Annotated in this window: 19 protein-coding genes; 18 read left to right on the top strand and 1 reads right to left on the bottom strand. The window is 50.8% G+C overall.

Annotated elements, in window-relative coordinates; genetic code table 11:
- Window positions 1-481: 481 nt before the first annotated feature.
- The 3 genes from HFP08_RS25420 (at window position 482) to HFP08_RS25410 (ending at window position 5,279) form a co-directional block, all read left to right on the top strand.
- Window positions 482-3,307, top strand: a complete 2,826-nt coding sequence (locus HFP08_RS25420) for a stalk domain-containing protein (protein WP_240941877.1) — start codon at window positions 482-484, stop codon at window positions 3,305-3,307.
- Between the two features lie 129 nt (window positions 3,308-3,436).
- Window positions 3,437-4,570 (top strand): sensor histidine kinase, encoded by a 1,134-nt coding sequence (locus HFP08_RS25415; RefSeq protein WP_240941880.1) that lies wholly within the window; start codon window positions 3,437-3,439, stop codon window positions 4,568-4,570.
- Complete coding sequence (locus HFP08_RS25410; RefSeq protein WP_481856612.1) at window positions 4,551-5,279, top strand: response regulator; 729 nt, start codon at window positions 4,551-4,553, stop codon at window positions 5,277-5,279. Before HFP08_RS25415 ends, HFP08_RS25410 begins: the two co-directional genes overlap by 20 nt.
- 128 nt (window positions 5,280-5,407) lie before the next feature.
- On the opposite strand, the gene HFP08_RS25405 is transcribed toward HFP08_RS25410, so the two are convergent.
- On the bottom strand, window positions 5,408-6,673 hold the full coding sequence (locus tag HFP08_RS25405; RefSeq protein WP_168123436.1) for an LPXTG cell wall anchor domain-containing protein: 1,266 nt from the start codon (window positions 6,671-6,673) through the stop codon (window positions 5,408-5,410).
- 294 nt (window positions 6,674-6,967) lie between these two features.
- On the opposite strand from HFP08_RS25405, the gene HFP08_RS25400 reads away from it, so the two are divergent.
- From HFP08_RS25400 to fliD, 15 genes are all read left to right on the top strand, one after another.
- Complete coding sequence (locus tag HFP08_RS25400; RefSeq protein WP_168123435.1) at window positions 6,968-7,477, top strand: hypothetical protein; 510 nt, start codon at window positions 6,968-6,970, stop codon at window positions 7,475-7,477.
- A 190-nt stretch (window positions 7,478-7,667) separates the two neighbouring features.
- Window positions 7,668-10,190 (top strand): ATP-dependent helicase ComFA, encoded by a 2,523-nt coding sequence (locus HFP08_RS29390; RefSeq protein ID WP_240941869.1) that lies wholly within the window; start codon window positions 7,668-7,670, stop codon window positions 10,188-10,190.
- Window positions 10,187-11,062, top strand: coding sequence for a ComF family protein (locus HFP08_RS25390; protein ID WP_168123434.1), 876 nt, complete (start codon window positions 10,187-10,189; stop codon window positions 11,060-11,062). The genes HFP08_RS29390 and HFP08_RS25390 overlap by 4 nt, the downstream gene beginning before the upstream one ends.
- 133 nt (window positions 11,063-11,195) lie before the next feature.
- The gene (locus HFP08_RS25385) at window positions 11,196-11,615 is read left to right on the top strand and encodes a TIGR03826 family flagellar region protein (protein ID WP_168123433.1); all 420 of its coding nucleotides are present in this window, start codon (window positions 11,196-11,198) and stop codon (window positions 11,613-11,615) included.
- A gap of 94 nt (window positions 11,616-11,709) precedes the next feature.
- A complete protein-coding gene (gene flgM / locus HFP08_RS25380; RefSeq protein ID WP_346768765.1) occupies window positions 11,710-11,982 on the top strand; it encodes a flagellar biosynthesis anti-sigma factor FlgM in 273 nt (90 codons plus the stop codon).
- Window positions 11,983-11,985: 3 nt separating this feature from the next.
- Complete coding sequence (locus tag HFP08_RS25375) at window positions 11,986-12,492, top strand: flagellar protein FlgN (RefSeq protein ID WP_168123431.1); 507 nt, start codon at window positions 11,986-11,988, stop codon at window positions 12,490-12,492.
- A gap of 17 nt (window positions 12,493-12,509) precedes the next feature.
- Complete coding sequence (gene flgK / locus HFP08_RS25370) at window positions 12,510-14,069, top strand: flagellar hook-associated protein FlgK (protein WP_168123430.1); 1,560 nt, start codon at window positions 12,510-12,512, stop codon at window positions 14,067-14,069.
- A 30-nt stretch (window positions 14,070-14,099) separates the two neighbouring features.
- Entirely contained in the window at window positions 14,100-15,071 is a 972-nt protein-coding gene (gene flgL, locus HFP08_RS25365; protein ID WP_168123429.1) for a flagellar hook-associated protein FlgL, read from the top strand.
- Window positions 15,072-15,080: 9 nt separating this feature from the next.
- Window positions 15,081-15,647 (top strand): DUF6470 family protein, encoded by a 567-nt coding sequence (locus HFP08_RS25360; RefSeq protein WP_168123428.1) that lies wholly within the window; start codon window positions 15,081-15,083, stop codon window positions 15,645-15,647.
- Window positions 15,648-15,750: 103 nt separating this feature from the next.
- Window positions 15,751-16,143 carry a flagellar assembly protein FliW gene (fliW, locus tag HFP08_RS25355; protein WP_240941867.1) on the top strand — a complete coding sequence of 131 codons (393 nt, stop codon included), beginning with the start codon at window positions 15,751-15,753 and terminating at the stop codon, window positions 16,141-16,143.
- A gap of 13 nt (window positions 16,144-16,156) precedes the next feature.
- A complete protein-coding gene (gene csrA, locus HFP08_RS25350) occupies window positions 16,157-16,381 on the top strand; it encodes a carbon storage regulator CsrA (RefSeq protein WP_168123426.1) in 225 nt (74 codons plus the stop codon).
- A gap of 134 nt (window positions 16,382-16,515) precedes the next feature.
- Window positions 16,516-18,186: a flagellin N-terminal helical domain-containing protein gene (locus HFP08_RS25345; RefSeq protein WP_168123425.1), complete on the top strand. Its 1,671-nt coding sequence runs from the start codon at window positions 16,516-16,518 to the stop codon at window positions 18,184-18,186.
- Window positions 18,187-18,265: 79 nt separating this feature from the next.
- Entirely contained in the window at window positions 18,266-18,622 is a 357-nt protein-coding gene (locus HFP08_RS25340; protein WP_168123424.1) for a DUF8042 domain-containing protein, read from the top strand.
- Between the two features lie 115 nt (window positions 18,623-18,737).
- Window positions 18,738-19,148 carry a flagellar protein FlaG gene (locus HFP08_RS25335; RefSeq protein ID WP_168123423.1) on the top strand — a complete coding sequence of 137 codons (411 nt, stop codon included), beginning with the start codon at window positions 18,738-18,740 and terminating at the stop codon, window positions 19,146-19,148.
- Window positions 19,149-19,178: 30 nt separating this feature from the next.
- Entirely contained in the window at window positions 19,179-20,735 is a 1,557-nt protein-coding gene (fliD, locus tag HFP08_RS25330; RefSeq protein WP_168123422.1) for a flagellar filament capping protein FliD, read from the top strand.
- Window positions 20,736-20,739: the final 4 nt, after the last annotated feature.

Here is a 20,739-nt window from a genome sequence, read left to right as displayed (position 1 = left end):
CGACTTTGATTCAGCGTCAACTCCAACACTGGATCGCCGCTTTGCCCAGCTACATCAAGGCCTACCTACCTATTTCAAGCTGCGAAAGTTGAGTTACAGAGGCGAAATGGTGCGTACGGAGCGCAGTAAGTCGAAAAAGTCGACTTGCAGAGGCGAAATGGTGCGTACGGAGCGCTGTAGGTCGAAAAAGTCGACTTACAGAGGCGGAAAGCGGTGTGAGGAGAGCTGTAAGTCGAAAAAGTCGACTTACAGAGGCGAAATGGTGCGTACGGAGCGCTGTAGGTCGAAAAAGTCGACTTACAGAGACGGAAAGCGGTGTGAGGAGAGCTGTAAGTCGAAAAAGTCGACTTGCAGGAGCAGCAAATTAGCAAGCACGATCTGTTCTTAAATGGACCAATTTTAATTTTTGAAATTCGGAACTTTTCTCCCATTTCTGTAGTCTATATTGATAGATACATAGGATGGGAGAGTTGCTAGAATTATGAGTACGGGAAGAAACAACATTGGTCGGCAGAAGGAGAGTCTTGAGAAGAAGAGTCGCGAGATGAATGGTCGGATGAAGAGTCCAGCGAAAGAGAACGGTTGGCAGACGAACAGCTTGGGGAAGAAAGTCGCAGCGGTCACAATAAGCGGCATCATCTTGGCGCAACCGGTCGTATCCATCATGCCCGCAAGCTGGCATGCTCAAGTCATAGCGCAAGCAAGCGCGGCATCGTCTGATGCAAGCGCAACTGCGACAACTACCGCTGCAACGACTGCAACTGAGTCGCAGCTGAAGCTAGTGAATCAATCGATAATAACAGCCGGAGCAAAACGGCTTGAATACGTATGGGATACAGTGAGAAACAAGAAGCAAGTGCAAACGGCCGTTCATGTGATTGAAGTCGATCTGACGAATCCGTACGTCTCCTTGAACGCGATGAGCGGCAAGAATGATTCTATCGGCCAGAAGAACAATGTGCTGAATATGGTCAAAGAGAACGGCGCAGTAGCGGGGATCAACTCCGATGTGTTCGTCATGTCGGGCGAAGGTGCGCCGCTTGGAGCGCAGATCATCAGCGGAACCCTGATGTCAAGTCCGGCAAAGCTAAAGGGCATGTACGCCTTCGCTCTTACCGCTGACCGCAAGCCGCTTATCGATGCGTATACGTTCACCGGAGCGGTTACGGCGCAGAATGGCCAAGTATTCCCGCTCGAAGGGTTGAACGAGTCCGCCTACAATCCGGAGGTCGACGGCGTATCCTACAGCCATGTGAATACGATGTATATTTATACCAGTGCGTGGGGAGGGGCCCAGCGTCCGATGAATTCGGCTACAACGCCTACAGAGGCGCTTGTAATCGACGGTATTGTTGCGCAAATTAGCGTAGGTGCGGCGCTTGACACCGTTATTCCGGAGAATGGGTATATCTTGCGCGCGCACGGGACGGCGGCGAAGTTCATTACCGATAATCTGCAGGTTGGACAGCCTGTCGTCTCCGATTACTCCCTGGTTTCTCAGACAACGGGTCAGCCTATCGAGGCAGATCAACTGTCGATGCTTATCGGCGGCCATACGCTGCTCATTAATAATGGAGCGGCATCTGCTTTCACCCGGGATGTGGCGGGCGTGAGCGGCACTTCGTATACGTCCAGATCAGGCATCGGCTTCTCGAAGGACGGCACGAAGGTGTATATGATTACAAGCGAAAAATCTGGCAGCAACACCGGCCTAAGCTTGAAGGAGCTGCAGCAGATTATGCTGAAGCTGGGCATTTACAAAGGCATGAATTTCGACGGAGGCGGCTCGACAACGATGGTCGAACGCCCTCTCGGAAGCACTTCCGTGCAGCTGGCGCATCCGAATCAGGATGTGTCGCAGCGCAACGTGGCGAACGGGATCGGCGTCTTCACTACGGCGCCGCAAGGTGCATTGAAAGGGCTTATTCCTGTGGGCTCCCAGGTGCTGTTCCAGGGGCAGACGGCGAGCTACAGCGTTACGGGCTATGATACGTATTACAATCCATTCGCGCTCGATAAGGAGCAGACGGTATGGAGCGCTTCCGGCGATGTCGGAAAATTCGAAGGCAACACATTTACAGCGAGCAAGGTAGGCAAGACGCAAATTACGGTTCAGAATGGCGCTGTGAAACAGAGCTACGATGTTGAAGTTATCGGCCGGGATCAGATCGCTTCCATGTCGATTAAAGCTTCTCCTGGACTTCTGACCGAAGGAACGACGCTGAAAGCTCCGATTTCCGTGAAGCTGAACAACGGCAAGACTTACTCCTTGAGCGGCGATCTGGTCAGTTGGGAATTCCTCGGCTTCGAGGGCAGCTACAAGGACGGCGTAATCACAGTGGGCAAAGTGGAGAAGGATGCCAAGCTAGGATATGCCATTGCTCGTTATGACGGTTATGGCGCGATGATTCCGTTCGTATCGGACGAGAAGGCGACTTCCGTTGAGGATTTCGAGGTTTCCCGCTATGCGATTACGGCGCAAGTGACGCCGGAGGGGACGACCCAGGGGAGCGTGAAGCTGGTATCCGATCTGCCGCAGCAGAAGAACGGGAGAGCCCTGCAGCTCAGCTATGACTTCACGAACAGCTCAGGCACCAGCGCTTCTTATGCGGTATTCGGCTCGGGACGCACGTTGTCGGGTTCGCCGTCATTCCTGTCGATGGATGTGTTCAGCGACAACAGCAACAACTGGATGCGCGCGGAAGTCATCGATGCGAATGGAAAGGTGCATCTGCTCGATATCACGAAGCAATTGAACTGGTCCGGGTGGAAAAATATTCAGGTCGATCTGGCAGCTGACAGCATAGCATTTCCGGCCAAGCTGACCCGCATCTATGTCGTAACGCTGGATCAGGATTTCACGAAGAAAGCAGCAAGCGGAGCGGTAGCGATGGATAATCTGGTGCTTCACGCGCCAACGGTCGTGCCGGAGCCGGCCAAAGCTAAGGTGATCATGACGATCGGGAAGCAGCAGGCGACGATAGACGGCAAGGCTGCCACGCTCGAAGCGGCTCCAATTCTCCAAAATAACTCCACCTATGTTCCGCTGCGCTTCGTAACGGAAGCGATGGGGGCTCAGGTATTTTATAATGACGCCCTGCGCAAGGTGACGGTCATACGCGGCGACGATCTGCTCGAGATGACGATCGGCGAGAAGGCTTATACGCTGAACGGCATGAGCTATACCTCTGACGTTGCGCCGTTTATTCGCAATAACAGAACCTTGATTCCTGTGCGTCTTTTCTCCGAAAAGCTGGGCTTTGAAGTGGATTATGAAGATAAATTAAGAAAGATTACGATAGATTAAGCTGGACTTTAGAGGGTTAAAGTGTGGTATGATAAGAGCGAATATCCTTTTTTGCAAAAGGAGTGCCTGTCTGTAGTGGATCATCTTACAGTTGATATAAACAAAGTAATAGCCAACGCGATCAAGGTGATGGAGGACAGCAAATATCAGATTTTTGAAATTTGCGAATCGGCTCGAGGGGAGCTAGAGGCTCTGGAGCAGGAATTGGAACAAGTGCTTCAAGAGACCGTCCACACCATTGACAAGGTGGATCAGCTTGAAAGAGATTATAGGAAAGCGCGAATTCGGCTGACTGAGGTCAGCCGAGATTTCGTGCGGTACAAAGAAGCGGATATCAAATCAGCCTATGAGAAAGCGACGCAGATTCAGCTCGATCTGATGGTGTATCGCGAGAAGGAAAGCTATTTGAAATCCCGCCGCGACGATCTGCAGAAAAGGGTTCGGAATGTCGAGACCTCGGTAGAGAGAGCGGAGATGATCGCTTCGCAAATGAATGTCGTGCTTGAATATCTATCCGGCGATCTGAATCAAGTCACCCGCATTATAGAATCGGCGAAGACGAGACAATTGATCGGCCTCAAGATTATTCTGGCGCAGGAGGAAGAACGCAAGCGAATTGCCAGAGAAATTCATGACGGGCCGGCGCAGTCGCTCGCCAATATCGTGCTGCGAACGGAAATTGCCGAACGAATGATGATAAAGCAGCAATTCGAGCTTGTGCAGGATGAACTCGTTGATCTGAAGTCCCAGGTGCGCTCCGGCCTGGAGGAAATCCGCAAAATAATCTTTAATTTAAGACCCATGGCACTGGATGATTTGGGATTGGTGCCGACTCTTCGCAAGTTCACGCAGGACTTCGAAGAGAAGTCCAGGCTGCACACGGTATTCGAGCTCACGGGCAAGGAAACGCGTCTGCCATCCGCTATGGAAGCCGCTGTCTTCCGATTGGTTCAGGAAGCATTCTCGAATGTGCTCAAGCATTCGAATGCCTCGCATGTTTCGCTTGATATCAACTACAAGCCTCAAGTCATATCGTTGACGATTCATGACAATGGGGTTGGGTTCGTAGTCGGAACCGTTGATAAACCAAGCTCCAGAAACACGCATTTTGGTCTAATCGGCATGAGAGAGCGTGTGGAATTGATAGAAGGAAGGATGGAGATAGACTCAAAACCGGGACAAGGAACGAAGATTATGATAGATATTCCAACAACTTCCGATCATAGAAAGGAGAATGATACTAATGAACCAGACAGTGAATAATAATTCGAATACAATAAAAATACTATTAGCCGACGATCATCAATTGTTTCGCGAGGGCCTTAAGCGCATTCTGAATATGGAGAGCGATATCGAGGTCATCGGGGAATGCGGCGACGGCATTCAGGTTATGGAATTTTGCAATCATCAAGTGCCTGAGATCGTGCTGATGGATATTAATATGCCTATTGAGACGGGCGTTGTCACCACGGAACGCTTGAAGGGTATGTTTCCCGATGTGAAGGTTATTATTCTGTCTATTCATGATGATGAGAGCTATGTATTCGAGACGCTTCGCAAAGGAGCGACAGGTTATCTGCTGAAGGATATGGAGGCGGAGTCGCTTATTAATGCGATCCGCTCCGTGCATCAAGGATATTCTTACATTCATCCGAAGGTAACGGGCAAGCTGATCAACCAGCTTCGCCGCATGACGTATCTGGACGAGATGGGCGTAGCTTCCGGAGCCGCCGCGGCGAAGGAGCCGGGCGTGAAGTATATTGCGGCGGAGGACAGTCCGTTGACGCGCCGCGAGGCTGAGGTGCTTCGTCTGATGGCGGAGGGCAAGAGCAACAAGCTGATCGGCGAATTCCTGTTTATTAGCGAGAAGACGGTTAAGAATCATGTCAGCAGCATCTTGCAGAAGATGGAGGTTGACGATCGCACGCAAGCGGTTATCAATTCCATTAAGTTCGGCTGGGTGACGCTGTAGGTTTATGAATTGCGGTAAGGTCTATGAAGTTGAAAAGAAGCCCATGAGGCGAGCGATCGAGCGCTCCTCATGGGCTTTTTGGTCTTTTGGGAATCGGCTGCGCTGGCTGCGGATTGGTTCTGCGATGATTAGCTGTTACTCCGGCGTTTGCGTTTCTTAAGCGTAAGAAGTCCGGTCATGGTCATGATGGTGCCGAGCACGTAATAGGGTATGGAGCTCTTCTCGCCCGTTTTTGGCAAGGTGTCCAGCGGAACCACTTCGTCAGTCGAATGCTCGACATCGGTTGGGTTGCCCCCGCCCCCAGGCACCGGTTCGTCAATGACGATAATTGGCGTCTCCGATGGAGTATCCGAAGGCGAGTTTGTTGGCGGCGTGCTTGATGGCGTTTCTGTAGGCGGCGTGGTCGTCGGTGTTGCTGTTGGCGGTGTATTCGTAGGTGTCGTCGTAGGTGTGCTTGTCGGTGTTGCCGTAGGTGTGTTTGTTGGTGTTGCTGTAGGCGTGCTTGTCGGTGTTGCCGTAGGTGTGTTTGTTGGTGTTGCCGTAGGCGTGCTTGTCGGTGTTGCCGTAGGCGTGCTTGTTGGTGTTGCTGTAGGTGTGTTTGTTGGTGTTGCCGTAGGCGTGCTTGTCGGTGTTGCCGTAGGCGTGCTTGTCGGTGTTGCCGTAGGTGTGCTTGTCGGTGTTGCCGTAGGCGTGCTTGTCGGTGTTGCCGTAGGCGTGCTTGTCGGTGTTGCTGTAGGTGTGTTTGTTGGTGTTGCTGTAGGCGTGCTTGTCGGTGTTGCTGTAGGTGTGCTTGTCGGTGTTGCTGTAGGTGTGCTTGTCGGTGTTGCTGTAGGTGTGCTTGTCGGTGTTGCCGTAGGCGTGCTTGTCGGTGTCGACGAAGGCGTCGGCGTTGTTGTCGTGCAATCAGTTGCAGCATACATCAAGAAATTGCGAAGTGTAAGCGCGGCATGGCCGTTTACGGCCTCCAATTTCTCTTGAATCGGACCGGCATAGAGGTCGAGTTGGGCTTTGCCGCAGGTCGGGAGATCAATCGTCAACTCATAGCTGCCGGCAGTGTCGTAACGCTGCGAGCTTCCGTCGAAATGAACTTGCTTGTCATAAGGAGTCGGATCCCCCTCATACGTATACACGGAGAAGCTAACCTCGACGCAATTCTCCGTTGTTATAAATTTGGCAGTTGCGGTCCCATCCCCGTTAATGACGATGAAGGGGGTTCCAGGCTGTTCCTGAATTTTGCCGAAATGCTTGGAATACTGCGTACAGGCACTGCTGCTTGCGGCGTTTGTATTTTCCGAATTGGCTGCTCCTTCGGCCAACGCAATGGAACCGAAGGTCAGAGAAACCAGCAGCAGAAGGGAAAGAGCTATGACGAGCTGTTTTTTCATTTTGAACATATATTCACTCTCCTCGAATCAAACATAATTTCGGACTATAGGGACAAGGTGCGCAGGACGGCAGTGAATTTGACCGCTATGTAGCCTGAATGATTGTATATATGCAGGGCATTGTAAAAGAATGATAACATAATGGGGTAATTGGACAAGAGTGTATTTTTGACTAAGAATGTAGTACTTTTGGGAATTTTTGTCGAACGGTGATATTCGGTGTCAAAGGGAGGTCACTTGTCCGCATATCGTAACCGATAGAGCCCAAATCGCATATAGTGTCACCAAGAGGAGGTGGCCGGCATGTTGGAGCTTCTATGCTTTATAATAGGTTGCTATTCGCTGGCGGCAGTGTTGGTTCATCTGGCCTTCTGGTTAAGAAGACGGGGAGGCATGGACGAAGGCAAGCATTATGTGTTCATAGCGGACAATAGCTTTATGAATGCGGAGTGGCATCTTAGAAAGCTGTTCTCGTTCTCAAAATGGATGGGCAAGAATGTAAGGGTGACGGTTGTAGATCGCGGAATTACGGAGGATGCGTATGCTGTTCTTGAGAGGTGGAAGCGGAGCGGCAATGAATTGGTGTTGCATCGGGAACAAAAGCTGGATGATGAAGCTGGTATAAGCGGCGAGAATTCGGCAGGAAATCATCGTGATGGCGCAGGAGGAGTCGGCGGAAGCGGCATGACGGGAAAGACGGACAGCGCGCAATTATTGTGGGTATTGCAAGCCGAAGGCATTGTAACGGAATCCGAGCATGCGGTGCTGATTGATCTTCAAAACCCGGCAGATTTGTCCAAGATGCCTTATTAAGAAGATGCTGTCCCGGCTCCTTGCAGAAAGAGCTTGTGCAATTCCGGTTTGTGACATATAATCTTATTGAATTTAATCTGGCATACAATGAAATATGGGTTATAGAGTGAAGCACACTCGGCAATGCGGTTTATCCGTGTTGGTCGGGTGTGCTTTTTCGTGTGCGGCTGGAAGCTGAAGGAGGGAATGGATGCGGGCTTATGTGTATGCGATTAAGCGGGAGGGCTGCTGGGAAGCCAATCTGACTATTGCGCCTCGAGTCGATTATATATATTGGTTTGCTGAAGGCTGGGATGTTGCGAGCGGCGAAAGGGGATGGTTCTGGACGGAGCCGCTTCCGCTCGGACAAGCTTGTCGCGTCGTCGAGTGTTGGAGGAATGTTGAAGCAGCGGATAAAGAAGCATTGAACAAGCTTGCGCTCATTATCGCGGATATGAAGGCAAATGCGAGCGGGCTGAAATCTGGCAGAGAGAGGGGCAGAAAGATGTCATTGAACCATAAGGAACATGATGGGGAGAAAGTAAAGTTTTCGAGCGGGCCGGGCAAAGCGGGAAGGAGGAGGGCTCGCCTGCGGCTGCGCAGCAGCGACGAAATCGACGCTGGCGCTGGGGCGCGAGCCCAGCTATGGCTGCCGGCGGCAGCGCTCGCCGGCAGCGACGGAGTGGCGGCCGATGTGCAGGGCGGAGCGGCGAGTGGTGAGCGATGCGGAGTGGCGAGCGACGTGCAGGGCGGAACGGCGAGTGGTGAGCGATACGGAGTGGCGGTCGACGTGCAGGGCGGAACGGCGAGTGGTGAGCGATGCGGAGTGGCGGGCGACGTGCAGGGCGGAGCGCTCAGCGCCGCCCGCCAAGCGGAGCTGGCGGCGACGGCGAAGCTCGCCGCCGCGCTCTTGCAGGGCCGCGCGCTCTTGAGCGCTGAAGCGCGCGACCTGCTCGCCGGCGCAACGTTGCCCGGCGCCGAAGCAAGCTGGAGCGAAGCGTTCCAGCTTGCTTCGCTGCTCGGGCTCGTGCGCCTCAGCGGCGCGATCGCCCCTGCCGCGGGCGGGCGATCGAAGGAGCTGCGCTGCCGGCGCTGCGGCAGCGGCGAAGCGCAGCTGCGCCGCACGGCTTGCCTTGCGTGCGGCGCATCCTGCGCCTATTGCGAGGCCTGCATTGGCATGGGCCGAAGCAAGGAATGCGAGCTGCTCATACGCGGACGCTATGTATCGGCCGTTTGGGACGGCGGCGGTGCGAAGCCGGCTCATCGCAAAGCTCCGCCATTTTTCCCCGGCAGCATCGACGAGCGGCTTGCCAAGTGGAGCTTAAGTCCTGCGCAGCATGCGGCAGCGGCGAAGGCGCTTCATTTTGTAGAAGCACAGCCTCCCAACAATCCATCAAGGAGAATACGAGATAGGAATGCGGAGCTCCCTCGTTCTGCATCCAAGCGTCTCAGAGGAGCGGTGCCACGCAGCCCGTCGGGAACAGTCACGCTCAAGGGAGGCGCGTCGAATGACCTGACGGGAGCAGGGAGCCGCTTATGGCGGCCAAGCTGGCTGCGCAGCGCACTGCGCAATCCGCAATCATCACAATCCGGAAGCCCCTCCATTCCCGATCGCTTCAAAAACGCACTGACGGCAATCATGGGGCTGGACGGCCAAGCAGCCATGCGGCGGCAAATGCCAGAGCGATCTTGCAAGTTTCCGGAGTCAGAGCCGAAGCAAATACGCAGTTTCCTGCTATGGGCGGTGACCGGCGCGGGCAAGACCGAGATGATCTTTCCCCTTATCGACTCTGTGCTGAAGAGAGGAGGACAAGCGCTCATTGCTTCGCCGCGCAGGGATGTCGTCATTGAGCTTGATCCCCGCATTCGCAAGGCATTCCCCGAAGCGAGCGTGGTGACCTTGTACGGCGGCAGCGAGCAGAAGTGGGAGCGGGGACAAATCACGTTATCTACCACCCACCAGCTTTTGCGCTTCTGTGAAGCCTTTGATCTTGTCATCATCGATGAAATAGACGCTTTTCCTTATGCGAACGATCCCTTGCTTCATTATGCGGCGGATAACGCATGCTTGCCGAACGCGCCGAGGCTGCTGCTGTCCGCCACGCCTCCGCGCAAGCTGCAGCTTGCGGCAAAACGGGGACAATTGGAGCATGCCAGAGTGCCCGTTCGCTATCATCTCAATCCGCTGCCTGTACCGAGCCTTCAGCGGTCGCCCGCCATGACCCAAATTCTTGCGACGGGCAAGCTCCCGCCTTCGCTTCGGAACGCTTTGAAGCAGTCGCTGGAACGCGGCGCGCAAATCTTCATCTTCGTCGATCGAATCGATCATACGGACAAGCTGGCTAACCTGCTGAAGCAGCGACTGGGCAGCTCGCTAATCGCCGCCACTTCCTCGAAGGATCCGCAGCGGGCGCAGAAGGTGCAAGACTTTCGCAGCCGCGCATACCGCATCTTGGTCACGACGACCATATTGGAGCGCGGCGTGACGATTCCGAAGAGCGATGTCTTCGTGATGGACGCCGATGGGAGGCTGTTCGACGAAGCCTCGCTCGTACAGATGGCGGGAAGAGCAGGCCGTTCGGCGCTTGACCCGGCAGGAAGCGTCTACTTCTTCGCACGAGAGCGGAATTCTGAGCAGATACGAGCGTTGAAGCATATCCGAAGCATGAATCGGATGGCGTTCAAGCAAGGCTTCCTTGAAGGGAAGCCGGCAGACGGGAAGCGAAGGCCGTGAACAACATGCTGCAGCAACTATCCCAACTCTTATCCGCGCTTCGTAAGACAAGCGTACAATCCTTGTATTTGTTATCTCCCAGCCGCCGTTCCTGCGCGATTTGCGGCGGATCGGTCATAGGCGCGCCGCAAGCTTCCGGCCTGTCTCCCACCCTGACTTCAATGCTGATTCATGAGCTCTGCGGAAGCTGTCTGTCCGACATTCCCTGGCTGCATCGCATACTATGTCCCCTATGCGGACGAGGCATTCCCTGCGAGGATTGCAAACGCCAGCCGCAGCGGTCCTTCGAGCTGAATCGCAGCGCCGTCATATACAGCGATTCAATGAGAGAATGGTTGGCGCAATACAAGTATCGGGGTAACGAGAGACTTGCTCCGCTTCTCGGGGAGATGCTTGTTCCTGCCCTTCGGCGGCTCACGACCTCCCTCTATCCTGATTCCGCGAGCTGCCGGGAATGCTGGGACTTGCTTACATATGTTCCGATTACCGAGGAGCGCGCGATGGAGCGGGGCTTCAATCAGGCGGAGCAATTGGCATCGCATCTGTCCGCGAGCTTCGATCTGCCTCTGTACAGCTTGCTGCGCAGAGTTCGTCATACCGGGAAAATGAGCTTTAAATCAAGATCCGAGAGAGTAAGGGATGCCCGTGAGCTTTTTGCCATTGATAACCCGGGCTTGCTGCGTCTATACAAGGATTTCATGCTAGAACCACAAAGCCGCAGACCCTCCTCCATCTCCTCTCGTCCTCTGCGCATCTTGCTTATTGACGACATCTACACGACGGGAAGCACTTCGGGAGCCTGCTCGTTCGTTCTCAAGCAGCAAATCGATTTGCTGCTCGAAGTCTATGTTCTGACGTGGGCGCGCTCATAGCTGCGCGATAGCCAATCGTTCCGCTTGAATGGCATTGTCAGCAATCCAATTTGCAAATCTACTAATGAAATCCATTCCTGATTCCGTTAAACTATATATAGACCGTGGAAGTCGGAATTAGGGGGTTGAACATATGAATTTGGATAACTGTCCTCGCTGCGGCAAGCTGTTTGCCAAGAACTTCAGAGATGTATGCCCGGCATGCATTCGCGAGATTGACAATGAATATCAGCGCTGCGCGGATTATTTGCGGGAATACAAGGGTGCCATCATAAGCGAGCTTTCCGAGGCGACGAATGTCTCGATCAAGCAAATTACGAAATTCATTCGCGAAGGGCGAATTTCAATGATGAACGCTCCGAATTTGTCTTATCCTTGCGAGTCGTGCGGAACGTTTATTCGAGAGAACCATATTTGCGATGCCTGTCGGGCCAGATTGATGAAGGATACCCAGCAGATGCAGCGCAATGATGCCAAGACCGCCGAGATGAAACAGCAGGAATCGTCTGTACGAGGCGCGTACAAGGGTCTGGGCGAATATAAGAAAAGATAATTAAAACGCACTATTCATAAATACTTCCGCAGAGCCGATAATACTTTTAAAGGTATTTCGGCTCTTTTTATTTTGCAAGTAATGTTATGAGGTGATGAAGTTGAAAATAAATGATTCGAACCGGATTAGCGGAACGGGCTCCTATCAGAAGCAATCGGAGATGCGCGCAAGCGGAGCCAGGAAAGCGAAAAGCAAAGACGAGGTTCAAATCTCCGCTGCGGCCAAGGAGATGCTGAGCGCGAACGGGCTGCAAGGCGCGGAGAGAGCCAAACAGATCGATCAGCTCAAGCGCTCGATAACATCGGGCAATTATCATGTGGAAGCGGGCAAGATTGCCGAGAAGCTGCTTCCTTACCTGAAGGAGTAACCCATGAATCCGCATATTGAGCAGATTGTGAACGTACTGCAGGAACTGACAGACGAGCATCGGCAGCTTGTTGAATATAGCAAGGCGAAGACGGAGGGCATCAAGCAGAACAACCTGGATGCGATTTCGTACATTTCGAACAAAGAGAAGAAGGCGCTGGAACGCATCATTTCGCTCGAGCAGCATCGTTCTCTCTTGGTAGGCAAATATTTGGTCTCCCAGAGGATTTCCGGAAGCGAGCGTTCCTTCAAGATGGAGAAGCTGATTCAGTATGTCTATCTGGCGGAAGAGAAGCAGAAGCTGCAGCAATTATGGAGAGAGCTCAATGCGGTAATCTCGGAGCTGCAAAATTTGAATGAATTCAACCAGCAGCTTGTGAGAATGACGCTTGATTACTTGCATTTCACGCAGGACCTGCTGCTTGGACCGGAGGATGAGGATGTCACCTACCATCGAGCGGTGAAGGGGCTGACTCAGAATAGAAGCGGCAGATTCAATATCAAATCCTAGAGGAGAGGGATTGCGGCATGACATCGACATTTCACGGCTTGGAGACGGCGCGTCGGAGCTTGTTCACGGAACAATCCGCGCTGAATACAACAGGCCATAATATAGCGAATGCCAACACAGCGGGATACACGCGGCAGGTCGTTAATATGACGGCATCAACTCCGATTTATGCAGTTGGCTATTCCAAATCTACGGAAGCCGGCCAGATTGGCACGGGCGTAGAAGCAAGCTCGATTACGCGGATTCGAGAGAGCTTTCTTGACAGCCAGTATCGCAACGAGAACAAGTCGCTAGGCAACTTCAATGTGCAGCTTGACACGCTCACCAAGCTCGAGGGCATCGTGAACGAGCCGAGCGATACAGGCCTGCGGACAGTCATTTCTGATTTCTGGAATTCATGGTCCGATCTAAGCAAGAACCCGGAGAATGCCGATGGCCGCAAGGTTGTGATGGAGCAAGCTCTGGCGATGGTCGACGCATTTAATTACACCGCGCAGCAGCTCAATGATCTCAAGACAGACTTAAGCGAAAATGTCGACATCAACATCAGTACGGTCAATTCGCTGACAACGAATATCGCTCAGCTCAATTATCAGATTCAGCGGGTCGAAAGCCTCGGCGACAATGCCAATGATCTCAGAGACCAGCGGGACCTGATGACCGATCAGCTTTCGGGACTGGTCAATATTCAAGTGACGGAGCAATCCGACGGCTACAACATTTCGATGGGCTCAATCAATCTGGTGCAAGGGCAGACAAGCACGGATATGGATACCGCGACGATCGAAGGCGCGGTCGTATCAGGAGATTTGAACAGCGGCGCCATCTATGGCACGATTTATTCGAGAGACAACTTCGTGGAAGGCTATATTCAGGATTTGAACACGATGGTTCAGACAATGGTGAACGGCGAATTCGAGGTTACCTTGCCTGCTGGCTCCGTTCTGCCGGAGGGCACGGTATTGAACGGCGTAACCTATTCCGGAACGAGCCGGACATTAACGGAGGATACAACCGTCACGGTTAACGGCTTGAACGGACTTCATCAGCTCGGCTATAATCTGGCCGGCGACGAGGCAAGCCCGCCATTCTTCACGGACAGCTCCGGCGGCACTGATAATTTGACGGCGGGGAATATTACCCTGAATCCCGCCATTCAGGCGAATTCCAATCTCATCGCCACTTCCATGCGCGTCACGATGAATGACGACGGCACAGACACGGTCATTACGGGCAACAACTCGATGGCGGTTCTGTTCTCGCAAATGCGCGACATTCGTATGGATTTCGATGACGGCACCGGTACGAACAAGAACACGGTCGACGCATTCTTCCGCTCGGTGGTCGGACAGCTTGGCGTGCAGAGCGCGGAAGCGGCTAGAACGCAATCGAATCAACAAGTGATTGTCGATCAAGTAGAGTCTCGCAGACAGTCGGTCAGCGGCGTCTCGCTCGACGAAGAAATGTCGAATTTGATCAAATTCCAACAAGCTTATAACGCCGCTGCAAGGAATATGACGATGATTGACGAGATGCTGGATCGCATAATTAATGGAATGGGACGAGTCGGTCTCTAAAATAAAATGAGGTAGAGGAGTGAGCTAGCGATGTCTCTTCGCGTGACCCAATCCATGATGAATACGCAGCTGCTGCGCAACATCACCAATAACCTGAGCCGCATGAACACGCTGCAGGATCAGCTGTCGACGGGCAAGAAGATCAACAAGCCTTCCGACGATCCGGTCGGCATTACCTTCGCTCTTCGCTATCGCAGCGAGCTCCAGGCGAACGAACAGTACACGGAGAATGCGAGTTCATCTCTGTCGATGCTGGAGTATACAGATACGACAATCGGTCAAGCGACTGACGTGCTGGGAAGAGCGAGGGATTTGCTCCTGGCAGGCGCGAACGGCACGACAGAGCAGACAGGGCTTGATGCAATCAAGGTGGAGATCGACCAGCTTTATAATCAAATGGTTGAGATCGGGAACAGCCAGTTCAATGGCAAGCAAGTATTCAACGGTGAACAGACGGGAACAAAGCCCTATCCCACTCTTGGAACCGGGGATGCTGCCGATCCGCTCGCTGATCCCCCCGTGCTTAAGGCGTATCAAGTTGGAACGGATACAGGATCCATTCAATACGAATTGTCGGCAGGCATGAAGCTTGGCGTGAACATTACGGGCAATGAATTGTTTGGCGAGCCTCTTGCCGCGGACGCAACTCAAGAAGAGATGGAAGCAAGCGACAATGTATTCGCTCTCTTGCAGCGCGCTCATGATATGCTTGCTGCTGGCGATCAAGACGGCCTGTCCGATCTCGTTGGTCAGATTGACTCTCGGATAGACAAGATGCTGACGAAACGCTCCGAGGTAGGGGCGAAGGTCAATCGTGTAGACATTATCCAGAATCGTCTCGATGATATTAATATTAATCTGCAAACCGTTCAAGCGAAGACGGAGGACGCGGATATTGCCGAAGTCATTACGAATATGAAGACGGAAGAGAATGTGTATGAGGCTTCTCTGTCGGTCGGAGCTCAGCTTATTCGTCCCAGCTTGGTCGACTTCTTGAAATAGGAGGCCACTATGCAAATTCCTCAAATTCAGATGACGGTGCAGAATGCGCTGCTTTCCATTGACGCTGACGCGGGTGTTCAGCATATTCAGCAGCCGCGCGCGACAATAGATATGAAGCAAATTCGTCCGGAGCAGCAATTTGAAACAACCCAGAGTCGGCTTGAAGTCGATCAGGACAAGGCATGGGACGCTCTCGCATTAGGGAATAATCTGGAGACGATGAGCAAGATCTATTCCATGGCTTCCGATATGGCGCTTCGAGGCTTAGCTCGCATCGTGGAGAAGGGGAATCGGATGGCGGCTATTCATGAGGGAGGCAATCCTATCGCGGAGAATGCGAGGGATTGGCAAAGGACTTTCCCGGAATTTGATTTCCGCGGTCCTGCATCCTGTGATAATGTGGATATTCATTTCACGCAGGGAGGAGTAACCATTAATACGATTCCAGGCAGGGTTGAGATGAATGTTCAGGTTAATAAGCCAATTCTGGATTATGATCGCGGGAAATTGGACATGTATGTAAGCCAGTATGGCAAAGTTACCATCACACCGCCTCAAATTGATCAATATAGGTAGACATTCAAACGGATTGATAACTATAGATTTTTTGCGCTCGACGCATAAGGTCTGTAGTTTTTATTTTTTGTTGCGTGATCAAATTTTTGTGGGAGGTAATCAAGTGAGCGCAGATTTAACGAAATACAACTTTGAGGCAGGCATTCCGGGCTTTGAACAGCTTCGTCATTTCGTATTCGAGGACGTAGGCGATGAGCTCCCGATGAAGCTGATGAAGGCTGAAGAGGATCCGAACATCTCCCTGCTGGTTGTCAGTCCCTTTCTCTTCTATCCGGAATACGAGTGGGAGCTGGCTGAATCAGTCAAACAGGAGCTGGATATTAGAGAGCAAGGGGATGTGGAGATATGGTCTATTATCACCATCCCGACTGATCCGTCCAAGGCGACGATTAATTTGCTGGCGCCGATCTTGTTGAACACCAGAATGCAACGCGGCAAACAACTTATTCTGCATGATCATGCTTACAGCACTCGCGCGCCGCTGGCTCGCCCATAAGGAGGGGAAGGTTATGCTCGTTCTATCCAGGAAGAATCAAGAGTCGATTATAATCGGCTCTAATATCGAGATCGTAGTTGTAGGCATCGAAGGCGATCAGGTCAAGCTTGGCATTCGCGCTCCGAAAGATGTGGAAATTCATCGAAAAGAGATTTATATCGCCATTCAAGAAGAGAACCGCGCAGCGGCCAGTCAGACCTTCTCGCTTGCGGATGTGTCGAAGCTTTTCAAAAAATAAATTTTCGGCAAAGCTATAAACATTCCCTTGAATAATCCGATAAATGTATTAGCGCGGTAATAGGGCGGCCGACCTGTTACCAGTGGCTTCCGCAAGGATGCGGAAAATCGAACATTTCAGGGAGGAAATATTTCATGATTATCAACCACAATATCGCAGCTTTGAACACTTCGCGTCAACTAGGGATCAATGGAGCAAACTCATCCAAAAACTTGGAGAAATTGTCTTCCGGTCTTCGTATCAACCGTGCCGGCGATGATGCAGCAGGCCTTGCCATCTCCGAGAAAATGCGCGGTCAAATTCGCGGCTTGGATCAAGCGACTCGCAATGCGCAAGACAGCATTTCCCTTATCCAAACTGGCGAGGGCGCTATGAACGAAACACACAGCATCTTGCAGCGTATGCGCGAGCTGGCAGTTCAATCCTCCAATGATACGAATACAACTGCGGATCGTGAAGAGCTTCAGAAGGAAATGAACCAATTAACTTCTGAAATCAATCGTATTGGTAACACGACTGAATTTAATACGAAAAAATTACTTAACGGTGATTTGTCGGCAACTGCTGTTGTTTCCAATCCTGCAACAACTGCGGTGGATGATCAAACTATTACGATTCAATATGCTACTGGCATTACATTCACAGGCACTGGAACGCAACCGAATATTCAAAACAGTGGAACGGATAATCAAGTTGCTATCGCGGCTAATGATGGAGCTTCTTTTGATTGGGATAATATTGATGATGCTGAAACAAACGCAATTACTATCACTAAGAATGGTGATAATATTTCGGTAACCATTCAAGGTACAGATGGTGATGGAGATACACTAGATATTACTGATGCTTTCATGACTCATACAGAAGGTTCAGATTACACATTTGATGCTCATGGTGTCAGCTTCTCGATCTCGGAAGAAGATTTTGCTGCTATGGACGATGGAGATAGCGTTGAAATTGATCTGTCAGCCATTGCAACTGCTGCAAGTGATACTGATGTATCAGGTACGCAAGGTACATCTTCGAACTACTCGGCTTACACTACAACAGATGCAACCGCATTGTTCTCGGATGTAACTGTTACTGGTACTGATATGGATCCTAACGCAGCAACAATCGATATCTCGCTAAGTGCTGCTGATGAACTAACAGTAACGATTAAAGATGCTGACGGCAACAATATCTCCGAAGATATCATAGGTGCTACAGATTTCAATTCATATACGTACGATAACCATGGTGTTTCCTTCTCTATTAACGGGACTTGGACTACTGGTGATATCATGACACTTAATACCATTGATTTGGCTACAACAACGACCAACAATGATACCACTTCAGATAACTCCTTGAATTTCCAAATTGGTGCCAATCAGAATCAAACAATGGCTTTGAGTATTTCTGATATGCGTGCGGCGGCACTTGGTATTACAGGTACTGGAACTGGCTTCTCTGATGCAGCTAATGTAACAGACGGTACTAATAATACTTCTGTAGAGAATGCGTTGGATGTTACGACTGCAGCGAATGCAGCGAATGCAATTACAGTTCTAGATTCGGCCATTGCGAAAGTATCGTCAGAACGTTCCAAATTGGGTGCTTCGCAGAACCGTCTTGAGCACACCATCAACAACCTTGGAACTTCCTCCGAGAACCTGACAGCTGCAGAATCCCGTATCCGCGATGTGGATATGGCGAAAGAAATGATGGAGTTCACGAAGAACAACATCCTCTCCCAAGCTGCTCAAGCGATGCTTGCTCAAGCGAACCAACAGCCGCAAGGCGTTCTGCAATTGCTTCGTTAATACCTGGTTTTCTCAAGGAGACTCTAGACCTTCTAGAGTCTCCTTTCTACTTTCTGCAATTAGAGGAGTTGACTGATTTATGAACAAGTACCAAGAGAGCATGGAGCAGACATTGACCTTGTCAGATACCTGTCTGGAAGGAATCGATCATATAAAGAGACGTTTAAGTGAAGGGACACTAGAGAGTACTGTCCCATTATTTAGCGATTTAGTCGAAGCGTTTTTTCAAATGGAAAGATCTATATCTGTGTTTAAGGAGCAGCTGCCTCCCAATCATCTGGCAGAACGGTCTGACGAGCTGCGCGAAGCGATCGATCATGTTGTGACTTCGTATGAATCCAGTGATTCGGCAAAGGCGAAGGAGTTGATTCATTTCAATCTTTATCCGTGTTTCAAGAAGTGGAAGCGGGAACTGCATGATGCGCTTGAGGCGTAACAGGTTAGGAGGGGAATAGCGAGTTAAATAGAAGAATTGAATTTGATATCTACATTTCTGTCGAAGCTTTTCCGATATACATAATAAATAACTATTGGCGAAGGCAGGAATGGCGATGAATACTCCTATTTCAAATTCTGGTCAAGGCAATTCAGTGGAACGCGTGACGCCAGTCAGCACGGGAAGCAGCTCATCAAGCACGGTCAGCCATGAAACTTCATTTTCATCCAAGACGGCAACAGGAATAACGAACATAGACGATCTGAAGCTGGCGGAGCTTCGTGGAGACGGAATCACTTTAAGCGATGAGCAGGCGGTCAAGACAGTGGAACGCGCCATTAAAGCCATGCAAGGAAGAGCGACGAATCTGCAATTCTCTGTACACAAAGAGACGAATCTGATTGCTGTGAAGATTGTAGACAGCGAGTCAGGCGAGGTGCTTAAAGAGATTCCACCGGAGAAATCATTGGATTTTGTCGCAAAGCTATGGGAAATGGCAGGCATTTTCGTAGATAAGAAAGGTTAACAGTGTGATGAGAAGAAAGGAGAATAAAGCATGAGCATTAGAATTAGCGGTCTCGCGTCAGGCATTGATACCGATACTATGGTAAAGCAGTTGATGGCTGCAGCGCGTCTTCCCATGGACAAGCTGGTTCAGAAGCAACAAACGCTGGAGTGGAAACGAGATAGCTATCGGGAGCTGAACAATAAGATTCTTGATTTCAAGAATGCGGCATTCGACATGAAGCTGCAATCGGGTTATTTGGCCAAGAAGGTAAGCTCTTCCTTGGATAGCGTAGTATCTGTAACGGGAAGTGCGAATGCGAATGAGGGGCAGTATACGTTTGAGGTAGTGAAGCTGGCCAAGGCTGCTGGTTTTAGTACCGGCGCATTAGGCGCAGGCGACGGGACTGCGACCATTGGCGAGAAGCTAGCTCTTACAGGAACAGACAATAAGCTTACGATTGCCGGGGCCAAAGGAACTGCTGAAATTACATTGGATGAAGATTATACTTTAAATGAAATGATCGCGAATATTAACAGTAAATCCAATGAGACAGGCGTTAAAGCGGCCTATGATTCTACGATGAATCGAATATTCTTCACAACGACTCAAACAGGAGAAGATTCTAAAATTGATTTGACTCTGACCAATTCTTCCGGTACTGAAACGGATTTAAACTCTATCTTCAACATGAGCGATACCAACAAGAGCATTACAGGCGAAGATGTTACCCCGGCCAGTGCCAATACGATTAATATTAAGGGATTGGACGCCACAATCAAGTTTAATGGCATTCAAACTACCTATCCTTCCAATACGATGACGATTGCGGGATTAACTTTCACAGCCAAACAAGAAAGCACCGAAATTGCAACGGTTGAGGTTTCTCAAGATATAGACAGCATTGTTGATAAGATAAAGAATTTCGTCGATAAATATAATTCCTTGATAAGCGATGTAGACGCAAAGGTTTCAGAAAAGCGTGATCGTGATTATGCCCCGCTTACAGATGCACAACGCGAGGAAATGAGCGAGGATGAGATTAAGCGATGGGAAGAGAAGGCGAAAGCGGGTATGCTTTCCAATGATTCGATTCTCTCTGGCGGTATGAATGCATTACGAAGAGTTTTGACCGATACAGTTGGAGGGTTGCCATCAGGTCAATTGAACAGCTTGGCTGCTATTGGCATTTCCAATACGAATATTGTTGGGTCGACCATTTCGGGAAGCTATGCCGACGGCGGAAAGTTGTATATCGACGAGACGAAGCTTAAGGCTGCTCTGGCGGATAATCCGGATGAAGTAATGGCGCTGTTTACAACAGATGTAACGGATTCAGCTAACGACGGAATAGCGGCTAAGTTATACGACAAAGCCTCAAACTTGTTCCAGCAAATTACGGATAAAGCCGGAGCCTCGACCTCAATTGAAAGCAATTATTTGCTGGGGAAGGAAAATTTGCAAATTGCCGATCAAATTACAAGTTTGACTACCAGATTGCAAGATCTTGAGGATCGTTACTACAAGCAGTTCACCGCAATGGAAACTTATATTAATCAAATGAATTCACAAAGCAATTGGCTTGCTCAACAATTTAGTACTTCCTAGGAGG

Origin of the sequence: Paenibacillus sp. HB172176, from assembly GCF_011947265.1 — a bacterium.
In the GTDB taxonomy this organism is placed as follows: domain Bacteria; phylum Bacillota; class Bacilli; order Paenibacillales; family Paenibacillaceae; genus Pristimantibacillus.
The sequence above is the reverse complement of the archived record's forward strand: the minus strand, read 5'-3'. Positions and strand labels throughout refer to the sequence as shown.

Excerpts from the sequence above, each read along its gene's own strand:
- fliD (WP_168123422.1), top strand. The coding sequence starts at position 19,179 with ATGAGCATTAGAATTAGCGGTCTCGCGTCAGGCATTGATACCGATACT.
- flgM (WP_346768765.1), top strand. The coding sequence starts at position 11,710 with ATGAAGTTGAAAATAAATGATTCGAACCGGATTAGCGGAACGGGCTCC.
- HFP08_RS29390 (WP_240941869.1), top strand. The coding sequence starts at position 7,668 with ATGCGGGCTTATGTGTATGCGATTAAGCGGGAGGGCTGCTGGGAAGCC.
- HFP08_RS25375 (WP_168123431.1), top strand. The coding sequence starts at position 11,986 with ATGAATCCGCATATTGAGCAGATTGTGAACGTACTGCAGGAACTGACA.
- HFP08_RS25345 (WP_168123425.1), top strand. The coding sequence starts at position 16,516 with ATGATTATCAACCACAATATCGCAGCTTTGAACACTTCGCGTCAACTA.
- HFP08_RS25400 (WP_168123435.1), top strand. The coding sequence starts at position 6,968 with ATGTTGGAGCTTCTATGCTTTATAATAGGTTGCTATTCGCTGGCGGCA.
- HFP08_RS25420 (WP_240941877.1), top strand. The coding sequence starts at position 482 with ATGAGTACGGGAAGAAACAACATTGGTCGGCAGAAGGAGAGTCTTGAG.
- csrA (WP_168123426.1), top strand. The coding sequence starts at position 16,157 with ATGCTCGTTCTATCCAGGAAGAATCAAGAGTCGATTATAATCGGCTCT.
- flgL (WP_168123429.1), top strand. The coding sequence starts at position 14,100 with ATGTCTCTTCGCGTGACCCAATCCATGATGAATACGCAGCTGCTGCGC.
- HFP08_RS25415 (WP_240941880.1), top strand. The coding sequence starts at position 3,437 with ATGGAGGACAGCAAATATCAGATTTTTGAAATTTGCGAATCGGCTCGA.
- HFP08_RS25360 (WP_168123428.1), top strand. The coding sequence starts at position 15,081 with ATGCAAATTCCTCAAATTCAGATGACGGTGCAGAATGCGCTGCTTTCC.
- HFP08_RS25335 (WP_168123423.1), top strand. The coding sequence starts at position 18,738 with ATGAATACTCCTATTTCAAATTCTGGTCAAGGCAATTCAGTGGAACGC.
- flgK (WP_168123430.1), top strand. The coding sequence starts at position 12,510 with ATGACATCGACATTTCACGGCTTGGAGACGGCGCGTCGGAGCTTGTTC.
- HFP08_RS25385 (WP_168123433.1), top strand. The coding sequence starts at position 11,196 with ATGAATTTGGATAACTGTCCTCGCTGCGGCAAGCTGTTTGCCAAGAAC.
- HFP08_RS25410 (WP_481856612.1), top strand. The coding sequence starts at position 4,551 with ATGAACCAGACAGTGAATAATAATTCGAATACAATAAAAATACTATTA.
- HFP08_RS25340 (WP_168123424.1), top strand. The coding sequence starts at position 18,266 with ATGAACAAGTACCAAGAGAGCATGGAGCAGACATTGACCTTGTCAGAT.
- HFP08_RS25405 (WP_168123436.1), bottom strand. The coding sequence starts at position 6,673 with ATGTTCAAAATGAAAAAACAGCTCGTCATAGCTCTTTCCCTTCTGCTG.